The 10,158-nt window shown below is 62.6% G+C and carries 8 protein-coding genes; 6 read left to right on the top strand and 2 right to left on the bottom strand.

Annotated elements, in window-relative coordinates:
* Positions 1-218: 218 nt before the first annotated feature.
* The 4 genes from AC5E6N_RS14830 to AC5E6N_RS14845 all read left to right on the top strand — a co-directional run bounded on the left by AC5E6N_RS14830 (position 219) and on the right by AC5E6N_RS14845 (position 5,924).
* Positions 219-911 (top strand): Crp/Fnr family transcriptional regulator, encoded by a 693-nt coding sequence (locus AC5E6N_RS14830; RefSeq protein WP_491748533.1) that lies wholly within the window; start codon positions 219-221, stop codon positions 909-911.
* A 464-nt stretch (positions 912-1,375) separates the two neighbouring features.
* Positions 1,376-3,607 carry an SH3 domain-containing protein gene (locus AC5E6N_RS14835; RefSeq protein ID WP_491748534.1) on the top strand — a complete coding sequence of 744 codons (2,232 nt, stop codon included), beginning with the start codon at positions 1,376-1,378 and terminating at the stop codon, positions 3,605-3,607.
* A 252-nt stretch (positions 3,608-3,859) separates the two neighbouring features.
* A complete protein-coding gene (locus tag AC5E6N_RS14840; protein ID WP_491748535.1) occupies positions 3,860-4,774 on the top strand; it encodes an NAD(P)/FAD-dependent oxidoreductase in 915 nt (304 codons plus the stop codon).
* Between the two features lie 175 nt (positions 4,775-4,949).
* Positions 4,950-5,924 carry an aldo/keto reductase gene (locus AC5E6N_RS14845; RefSeq protein WP_491748536.1) on the top strand — a complete coding sequence of 325 codons (975 nt, stop codon included), beginning with the start codon at positions 4,950-4,952 and terminating at the stop codon, positions 5,922-5,924.
* A 19-nt stretch (positions 5,925-5,943) separates the two neighbouring features.
* Here AC5E6N_RS14845 and AC5E6N_RS14850 read toward each other — a convergent pair whose 3' ends face one another.
* Positions 5,944-6,750, bottom strand: coding sequence for a sugar phosphate isomerase/epimerase family protein (locus AC5E6N_RS14850; protein ID WP_491748540.1), 807 nt, complete (start codon positions 6,748-6,750; stop codon positions 5,944-5,946).
* A gap of 313 nt (positions 6,751-7,063) precedes the next feature.
* Between AC5E6N_RS14850 and AC5E6N_RS14855 the strand changes: the two genes are divergently transcribed.
* Together AC5E6N_RS14855 and AC5E6N_RS14860 are read left to right on the top strand one after the other, a co-directional pair.
* Entirely contained in the window at positions 7,064-8,488 is a 1,425-nt protein-coding gene (locus tag AC5E6N_RS14855) for a pyridoxal phosphate-dependent decarboxylase family protein (RefSeq protein ID WP_491748537.1), read from the top strand.
* Entirely contained in the window at positions 8,488-8,877 is a 390-nt protein-coding gene (locus tag AC5E6N_RS14860; protein ID WP_491748538.1) for a YbaN family protein, read from the top strand. Before AC5E6N_RS14855 ends, AC5E6N_RS14860 begins: the two co-directional genes overlap by 1 nt.
* 270 nt (positions 8,878-9,147) lie before the next feature.
* Here the strand turns inward: AC5E6N_RS14860 and AC5E6N_RS14865 are convergent.
* A partial coding sequence (locus AC5E6N_RS14865; protein ID WP_491748539.1) for a helix-hairpin-helix domain-containing protein occupies positions 9,148-10,158 on the bottom strand: 1,011 nt, incomplete at its 5' end.

The raw sequence follows: 10,158 nt of genomic DNA on the forward strand, positions 1-10,158 counted from the left end.
CGGCATCATCTGACTGCGCCTGCTGTTCCCGATTGCTTTGACCGCCCGTCCCGAATGGCGATTTCTCATCCATCGCACACTTCAATTGCGCAAAATGTGAGAATCCTCACAAAGCCGGAAATCCCGGATATACATGCCGGAAAGGCAGAAAAACTTGCTGCATGCGCTGAACAATGACGCTAATCTTCATCCCGGAGTGTTGATCCAAGGTGAAATGGATGAAACCGGGTGCAAAAAACCTTCTGTATCTTGTCGATCTTCTTTCGGATCTGGACGTACGGCAACTCAACGAAATCGGCGAGCACTGCGAGTGGCTTCGCGTCGCCAGGGGACAGGAGGTCATCAGCCAGAACCAGCAAACGACCGATGTCTATTTCATCGTTGAAGGCAGCGTCGCGGCAAAGGGATATTCCGTTGAGGGCAAGGAAGTCACCTATGCGGAAATTTCCGCCGGTCAGGTCTTCGGAGAGTTCTCCGCCATCGACCGGCGACCGCGCTCGGCCGCTGTCGAAGCGCTTGAGGAGAGTTATCTGGCGCGTCTGGATTCAGCGCAGTTTCGCTCGCTCATCGTCGATTATCCGCCGCTTGGCCTGAAACTCGCGGAGCTGCTGGTCCGCAAGAACCGCAGCCTGACCGACCGGATGTTCGAATACAGCACCATGGCGGTTCACCAGCGGATCTGCACCGAATTGCTGCGCATGGTCGAAACCAGCGGCTCCGCAGGGCCCTATCTCATCGAGCCGGCACCCTCGCATTATCAGATCGCCACCAAGCTGAGCACCCATCGTGAAGCGGTCAGCAAGGAACTGGCGCGGCTGTCGAAACTCGGCATCGTCAACTCCGGCCGGCGCAGGATCGAGGTGCTTGACCTTGAGCGGCTGCGGCAGATGGCGCATGCCGGATTTCACTGACCCGGATGCTCCGGGCGACCGGCGCTTCGGTTCTGATTCTTCACGCTTTGTGACAATTCCCACAGCGAAAACCCACTGAAAGCGCCACTGTCGAATTGCATCGATTGGGGGACTTCGGATCGGGTTCACGCATTGTCCTGTGGGCCCAAACACAGACGATGCACCGGTCTGAAGGCTTGAAGTCCGTGCCGGTCAGCAGCCCGGCGCAACCGGCCGGAGCAGGTACACCCCCTGCTTTGGTCGACTCCCAAGCCTCTCCCATCCGCGTGATACTCCAGTCTTGCGCGGGTGGGAGCCGCTTGACGGCGGAGCGCGGATCGGCAGTGCCCGGGGCGGAGCGTAAGCCGGCCCAAGTATCGCCACTCTCATCGCCAATGGATTTCGAGAATAAAAACAATGCTGGTAGCATAGAACCGCGCAACTGCGGTGTTTGCTTTGCCGCCGCCTCATTTAGGGAGCTATCCATGGTCCGCCTTAACGCGTCTTGCCTGCTTCGCTTGAGCCTTGCCGCTCTTCTCGCATTGAGCGGAACAGGGCCCGGCCTCGCACAGACAGGCTCCGGCACCGGCCAGCAGAGCGAGACAGCCGCGGCGACGGCCGAACCCTGGCCGCGCAGCTATGAGACGCCGGCCGGTGCGGCCATGACGCTGCACCAGCCGCAGGTGACCGAGTGGAAGAACTTCACCGATATGACCGCGCTGATCGCGGGCGAATACAAGCCCAGAGGCAGCGAGGAGCCGGCGTACGGCGTCATCGAGGTCACCGCGAAGACGGCGGCCGATCGCGAGAGCGACGAGGTCACGCTGTCGGACCTGACGGTCGCCAACATCAATTTCTCCACCCTTACGCGCAACCAGCTGTCCGACGCGGCGCTTGAAATCGGCAAGCTTCTGCCGCCGGGGGTGCTCACCCTGTCACTGACACGCGTGACGGCAAGCCTGGCGAATTACGAGCGTCAGCAGGATGCGCCGGGCTTTGCGGCGGACGCGCCGGACATTTTCGTTTCCGAAAAACCCGCCATCCTGCTGCAGACCAACGGAAAGCCGACCACGGCCCCGGTCAAGGGCGTCAGCGGCCTGGAATTCGTCATCAACACGAACTGGGACCTGCTGGCGATGGGTGATCCGCCGACCTATTATCTGCGCGTCGACAAGAGCTGGCTTTCGTCGAGCGAAATCAACGGACCGTGGCAGGCCGTCAGCGAGCTGCCCGCGGAGTTTTCAAGACTGCCCGACGACGAGAACTGGAAGGAGGCGCGCGAGGCCATGCCGCCCGCGCCGCTCGCCGAAGACGCGGTGCCGGTCGTCTACTATTCGGACAAGCCGGCGGAGCTGATCGTCATGGACGGCGAACCGGCGTTGCAGGCGATCCCAGATACTGGCCTTGAATGGGTCTCGAACGCGAACACCGACCTGTTTCGCGACACCGCAAACGGCAACTGGTATTTCCTCACCTCCGGCCGCTGGTTCAGCGCGCAGAACCTGAACGGCCCGTGGTCGTTCGCTTCCGAGGACCTGCCGCAGGATTTTCGCAACATCCCCGACGGCGAACCCTACTCGGTCGTCCGCGCCTCCGTGCCCGGCACGTCGGAAAGCGAGGAGGCCCGGCTGTTGGCGTCGATCCCGACAACGGCGCGTGTCAGCCGCTCCGATGTAACGGTCGAGGTAACCTATTTCGGCGATCCGAAATTCGAGCGCATCGAGGGCACGGACATGTCCTATGCGGTCAACACCAACTTCACCGTGATCCTCGTCGGCGGCAAATATTTCGTCCTTCACAACGGGGTCTGGTTCATCGGCGACGAGCCGACCGGACCGTTCACCGTCGCCGACACGGTACCGGATGACATCTACACGATTCCCCCGTCTTCGCCGGTCTACAACGTGACCTATGTCCGCGTCTATGAGACGACGCCGGACGACGTCGTCTACGGATACACCTCCGGCTATCTGTGGGCTTTCCTTGCCTGGGGAACGCTCATTTACGGCACCGGCTATTATTATCCGCCCTACTGGGTCTATACGCCCGGCTATCCGCCCATCTACCGGCCGTGGCGCGTCACCTACGGTTCGGGCACCTATTACCTGTCGGGACGCGGTACGTTCACGGCCCATTACGGCCGTGCATACGGACCCTATGGCGGGATCGCCGCCGGAGGTATCTACAACCGGAATACGGGCGGCTATATCCGCGGCGCGCGCGCCTGGGGGCCTTACAATCAGGCCGGCTATATCGCCGTGCGCGGCCCGGACGGCAACCGCTACTGGGTCGCCGACGTCAACGGCAACATCTACAAATCCTGGGACCGCGGCGTCACCGCCAACAGCAGATGGTCGCGGGAAAATGCCGCGTCGGACACCGAGGGCCGCTGGCGCAAACGCGACAGCGGGCAAACCTCGCCGTCCCGCGGGCAGAACCTTCTCGCCGATCGCGACGGCAATGTCTTCCGCAAGGAAAACGGCAACTGGATGCAACACGACAAGGGCTCCTGGGAAAACATAAAGTCCGCGGTCGAACGCCGGGGCAACGCAAACGACCGTCCGGAACGTGTCAGGGAGCTGCGCCAGTCGCTCGACCGCCAGCAGTCCTCGCGCCAGCGCAGCGTGCAGCGGCTTGAATCGCGGCGCGACTCCTTTTCCGGAGGCCGCAGCGGCTTGCAGAGGCCGAGCACCCGCCGGTTCGAGCGGCGGCAGTGACAAACGGGCCGCACGCGGATGCATGCGTGCGGCACCTTCACGTTAAAATTGAAAATATAACTCCTCGGATGCAATGAATCCGGGCACGGATGTGATTTTGTGGGGTCGCACCGCGACCTCCTTGAAAATATCCACCGCCAATTGCCGGTTTTCCACAGCAAAATGGCACATTGTGCACCGACTTTGCTATTCTCTGGCCAGCAAACGGTGATGAAACCCGCGCCCGGCCAAAACGTCAAGGAGATCCTCGCCATGACGGATTATCAGGTCGCGATCATCGGCGGTGGACCGGCGGGACTATCCGCCGCCCTGACCCTGTCACGTTCGATGATGCGTACCATTATATTCGATTCCCCGTTGCCGCCGCGCAACGACGCGGCGCGGCATGTCGGTGGTTTTCCCGGCATGGATATGGCATCTCCGACACAGGTCCGCGAAAGAATTGCGGAGGAAATCAAGGGCTATGGCTACGCCCAGATAAAGTCGGCCGAGATTTCATCCGCCAAACCCGACGGCAACGGCTTCAGCCTCTCCACGCAGGGCGGCTCGCGTTTCCACGCCGAGCGGCTGTTGCTGACGACAGGTATGGTGGACATATTCCCGCCGATCGCCGGCCTCAACCGCCTATGGGGCACATCGGTCATCAACTGTCCGTTCTGTCAGGGATACGAGTTCGAGGGTCGTCCCTGGGGCGTATATGTCCACAGGCCGGAAATCCTTGCGGCGGCCGAAGTCTATCGCAACTGGACGCGCGATATCGTCCTGTTTGTCGATCCGCGAATTGAGGTTCCGGCCGAACGCGCAAGAGAGATCGAGGCTCTCGATATTCGCATTGTAAACGGGTCCATTGAAGCGTTGCAGTCCTCCCAGGGCGCGCTGAGCCAGGTGGTGCTTCGCGACGGCAAAAAGGTCGATCGCGAAGTGCTGCTTGTCTGGCCCCGCCAAAAACAGTGCGATCTTGTCGAATCCCTGGATCTTCCCTTGCGCGAGGGCGGATATGTGGAAATCGACGAGTGTTACCGGACCGGACGCAAAGGCATCTATGCGGCTGGCGATTTGACCTATGGAGGGCATCAGAACGCCAACACCGCGATCCATATGGGCAACATGGCGGCGGCCTGGCTGGTGTTCGACCTGTGTCAGACACAGGTACCGGAGCCCGCCTGAGCGATAGGGAGCCGGCGCCGAGCTGCTCCTTATCGCTCATGAGCCCGCCGCGCACCTGCTCCGACGCCGCCCTGTCGCCGGCCGGCGTCGGTTTATCTTGATTTTACGGTTGAAATCTGGGACTGCCAAGCGAGTTGTGATCTGAACCGCGGCAAAGCAAATCAATGGAGTCACGATGCAATACCGAATTCTTGGCCGCACCGGCATCGATGTTTCACGCCTGTGTTTCGGCACGATGTCTTTCGGCGGCGATGCGGATGCGAGAACCGCCGCATCCCTCTATGCGGCAAGCCGTGAACGGGGCATCAACTTCTTCGACTGCGCGCGTGTCTACAATGGCGGGCGGTCCGAGGAAATTCTCGGCGACCTGATCGCCGCCGAACGTGACGAGCTGGTGATTACGTCCAAGTTCGGATACCGCCAGCCCGGCAGCCCCAAGGCAAGCGGTGCAAGCCGCCGCCACGCCGTGCTTGCGGTGGAAGAAAGCCTGACGCGGCTCAAGACCGACCGGCTCGACATCCTTTTCATCCATCACTGGGACGCGGACACGCCGCTGGAGGAATCGCTGCGGGCGCTGGACGATCTCGTCTCGTCCGGCAAGGTCCTTTATCTCGGCGCGTCGAACTTCGCGGCCTGGCAGGTTGCCAAGGCGCTCGGGATTTCGGCCCGCAACGCCTGGGCCCGTTTCGACGTGATCCAGCCGATGTACAATCTGGTCAAGCGCCAGGCCGAGGTCGAGATCCTGCCGATGGCGCAGTCCGAGGAGCTCGGCGTCATAACCTACAGCCCGCTCGGCGGCGGACTGTTGACCGGCAAATATGCCGGTGGCGGCGCCAAGGGAACGGGCCGCCTCGCGGATGATTCGCGCTATGCCGCCCGGTACGGACAGGACTGGATGGCACAATCGGCCATCGCCTTCACTGAATTCGCCAAAGAAGAGGGGTATTCCCCCGTTTCACTCGCCATCGCCTGGGTGGCGGCCCATCCCGCGGTCACGGCGCCGATCATCGGCGGCCGCAGCGTCGAGCAGATCAAGCCAAGCCTCGATGCGCTCGAGATCGACATGACGCCTGAGCTTTATGAACGCATCGCGGCTCTGTCTCCGGCCCCGCCCCCGGCGACCGACCGGCTGGAGGAGGCAGGCAACTAGAGTGTGTCTGGCCTGGAGCCTATCGCGCCAGACCCTCGCTCTCGAGGCGGCGGACACAATCCGGTATGCGCTGCTGGAGCGCGCTGCCGACCTCGATGATGAGCCGGGGATCGTCCGCATGGGCCTCGAGCGCGTCGAAGAAGGCCCGCCAGCGGATGGTGCCGTCGCCGGGCAGCCAGTGCCGGTCGGCATGCGCGTCGGTATCCTGGATATGGACATGGGCAAGCCGATGCCCCGCGGCCTCGACAAAATAGTCAACGGGCGGGGCGCCGCCGGTGCTGTGCGCATGGCCCGTATCCAGCGAGACCTTCACCGCCTCGCTGTTGAAAGAGTCCGCAAGCACGCCGCGTTCACGGGGATCGATATCCTCGATATTCTCGATCACCAACACGCAGCCGATGGATTCGGCGCGGCGCACCGCCTCCTTCATGGTTGTGTGGCAGTGCTCGGTGATGCGGTCGCGCAAGCTCGGATCGTTGCCGAAATTGTTGTGCTGCCAGGATGTGAACGGGCTGTGCACCACCATATGGGTCGCGCCCAGCGCCTCGCAGACACCAAGCCCCTGAAGCAACCGCTTTTCCACGATCGCCTGAACCTCCGGATCGTTGCTGGCAACATCGAAACCGTAAAACGGCCCGTGAATGCCGACGCGACCGCGATAACCGTCAAGCAGCTTCTTGTATTCGTCGGCAATGGACTGCCAGTCGCCGTTGAGGAGTTGCGGCAAAACGAAATCCTGGATTTCGAGATCGCGGTCGCTGTCGAAGAGCCAGTCTTTCAGGCGCACGGCCTTACTGAGCGTCAGAGCCGCACCGACCACCGGCATGTCCTTTTGAACCTGATCCACATCATTCTCCTTTTCGCGATCCGCAAATCATCATCCTTCAGAACACGGATGTATGACAAGCGTGCAAACGTTCCGTATCCGCGGAACCGGGTTTGGGGCCGCAAATCACTCATACATTTAACATGTTCACCAATTTGACTGCCGGCGGGCGGGACCTATTTTCCGCGTTTCGGGCTATAGACGACACACATTGCGACGGGCCGCGCCGGAACCGCTTTCGGGATGGATTTGGACGCTGTGCGTCTGTAGTCTCGCCGGGCCTTAGACAGTCGTGCGTAGAGGAGGATTAGCGATGGACAATGCCGATTTCCGCACATGGTCGCACAGGGCCAGCGACTGGTCCGCCGACTATCGCGAGACGCTTTCAGACCGGCCGGTGCGCGCCCAGGTCAGGCCCGGCGACATCGCCAGACTGATCGCCGACGCCGCGCCGGAAAATCCGCAGGATATGGAAACCATCTTCGCCGATTTCGAGCGGATCGTTCCAGGCGGCATGACCCATTGGCAGCATCCGCGCTTCTTTGCCTATTTCAACAGCAATGCCGCGCCGGCCGCCGTGATCGCCGAACAGCTCGCCACCGCAATGGGCGCCCAGTGCATGCTGTGGCAGACATCGCCCGCGGCGACCGAACTCGAGGTCAAGATGGTCGACTGGCTACGCCAGGCGGTCGGTTTGCCGGACGGTTTCGGCGGCACGTTCCAGGACACCGCATCGACGGCGACCCTTTGCGCGGTTCTGACGATGCGCGAGCGCGCACTCGGATGGACGGGAAACAAGACCGGCCTGTTCGGTCAAAAGCCGCTGCGCGTCTATGCCTCGAAGGGCACGCACAGCTCGGTCGACAAGGCCATGTGGATTGCCGGTCTCGGTCAGGACAATCTTGTCCACATTCCCGTCGACGGGGACGGCGCGATACGAACCGATCTTCTTGCCGATGCCATCGCGGCCGACCGGCAGGCCGGCTACCGCCCCGCCGGACTGATCGCTTGCGTCGGCGGCACGTCGACGGGCGCGACCGATGACGTTGCGGCTCTGTGCGCTCTCGGACGGGAGAATGATCTCTATATTCACGTGGATGCCGCCTGGGCGGGCTCCGCCATGATCTGCCCCGAATTCCGCTCCCTGTGGCAGGGCGTGGACGAGGCCGACAGCATCGTCTTCAACCCGCATAAATGGCTGGGTGCGCCGATGGAGTGCTCCGCGCATTTTGTGCGCCGGCCGGAAGAACTGATCCGCACCCTCGCCATGCAGCCGGAATATCTCAAGACCTATGGTGAGGACGGCCTCATCAATTTCAGTGAATGGTCGGTCCAGCTCGGCCGCCGCTTCCGTGCGCTCAAAATCTGGTTCCTGCTGCGCGCCTATGGTCTGGAAGGCCTGCGCGGCCGCATCCGCAACCACGTCGCATGGTCGCAGGATCTCGCCGGGCGGATTGCTGCCGAGCCGGATTTCGAAATCACCAGCGCCCCGGTGCTCTCGCTGTTTTCGTTCCGTTACGCGCCGGCCGGTTTCGACGGCGATCTCGACGCGCTGAACAAGAACCTCGTCAATGCCATCAATGATGACGGCCGCATCTATCTCACCCAGACACTCCATGACGGCCGGCAGGTCATCCGTTTCACCGCCGGGTCCTTCGACATGCAGGAAAGCGATGCGGATATCGCCTACGACGTCATCTGCGGCATCGCCCGCGCGCTCGCGCGGGAACCCGCCTGATGCTGAGACGCAACCGGCTGATACGGCTGTTCTGGCTGGCGGGCGGTTTCACCAGCCTGACACTGGGCATTGCCGGGATCGCTCTGCCGCTCTTGCCGACGACGCCGTTTCTGCTGCTGGCCGCGTTCTGCTTCGCCCGCGGATCGCGCAAACTGCACCGCTGGCTGGTCGAGCATCCCCGCCTCGGCCCGCCGATCCGGGACTGGGAAACTTACCGCGCCATATCCAGACGCGGCAAAACACTTGCCATGATCGCCATCGTCGCGGTGTTCGTGATCAGCATCCTCGCCGGCGTCGCCACCTATGTGATCGCCATCCAGGCCGTGGTCCTCTCCGCCGTCAGCCTCTTCATCCTCACACGCCCGCATCCGCCGCATGAGCGGCGGTAGAGTGTTTTGTCCTCACGGTTGAGCGATATCTGTTTTCGCTCACGGCCGTACCGCCGCTGCGCGGCTGGCCTGCGCGGGCGCGCCGCATGAGCGGCGACGGCCAGTCGGCCTTGCGAAGCGCTCCGCGCTTCGAACTCTTTTCCCTCGCAAAGATATCATGGAAAAAGAACACGGTGCGCAGCACCGCAAGCGCGACCGCGCGTCGGGCCCCTTGGCCCGCCCCGTCCGGAGGTTAGCGGCAAAGCCGCGCTCAACCGTGAGGACAAAATATCAGTGAAAATTCCGCCCCTTCGGCAGGATGCGGCGGGCGGCTGACAGATGCTGATTGCCGACCGTACGCAATTGCGGGGCCTGTTCGACAAGATGGTGAATGCGTGAGGCGGGTTTCTGGTGCTGCCTCGGGTCCATCGGTTCGCGCTTGACCTCGTCGGCCCGCGCCAGCCCGTCGACGGGCGTATCGGCATCGGAAAGGCCCGACAGCAGCGGCGTCAGATCCTCAAGCTGTCGGGCGACCACATGGATCACCCCGTCCTGCGATTGCAACGGTCCGCGAACGCCGATGAACCGGCTGCCGATGACGATGGTCCGGTAGCGCTCGAAGACCTTCGGCCAGACGATGGCGTTGGCGACGCCCGTCTCGTCCTCCAGTGTTTCGAAGACGACGCCCTTTGCCGAGCCCGGCCGCTGGCGAACGAGAACCAGCCCGGCGACGGAGACAAAGCGGCCGGCGCGGATACCCGGCAGGCTGGCGGTCTGCACGTAACCGGCCTTTTTCAGCCTCTCGCGCACAAAGGCCACCGGATGCGCCTTGAGCGAAAAGGACAGGCTGCGGTAATCGTTGATCACCTGTTCGCCGAGCGGCATGGGCGGCAGATGCACCTCCGGTTCGCATTGCAGCGACTTCGCATCGGCAATCGCGAAGAGGGGCAGGCGTTCGGCCGCGCCCAGCGGATCGAGCGCCCGGACCGCCCAGATCGCATCGCGCCGCGACAGCCCGATGGAGGAAAAGGCGTCCGCATCCGCAAGCTTTTCCATCGCCCGGCGCGACAGGCCGGAGCGCATCCACAGATCGCGCACGCTGTCATAGCCCTCGCCACGATTGTCGGTCAGGAGCGCCGCATCCTCCTCGCCGAAACCCTTGACCCGGTGCAGGCCGAGCCGCACGGCGCATCTGTTCTTCACCACATCGCTCATGTCAGAATAGCGCGGCGCAAGCGGTATTTTCACCACGTCATTTTCCTCCAGCGTCGACAGCCGGTCGGAATGGTTGATATCGACGGG

The sequence above is a fragment of the Hoeflea sp. genome, from assembly GCF_984452065.1.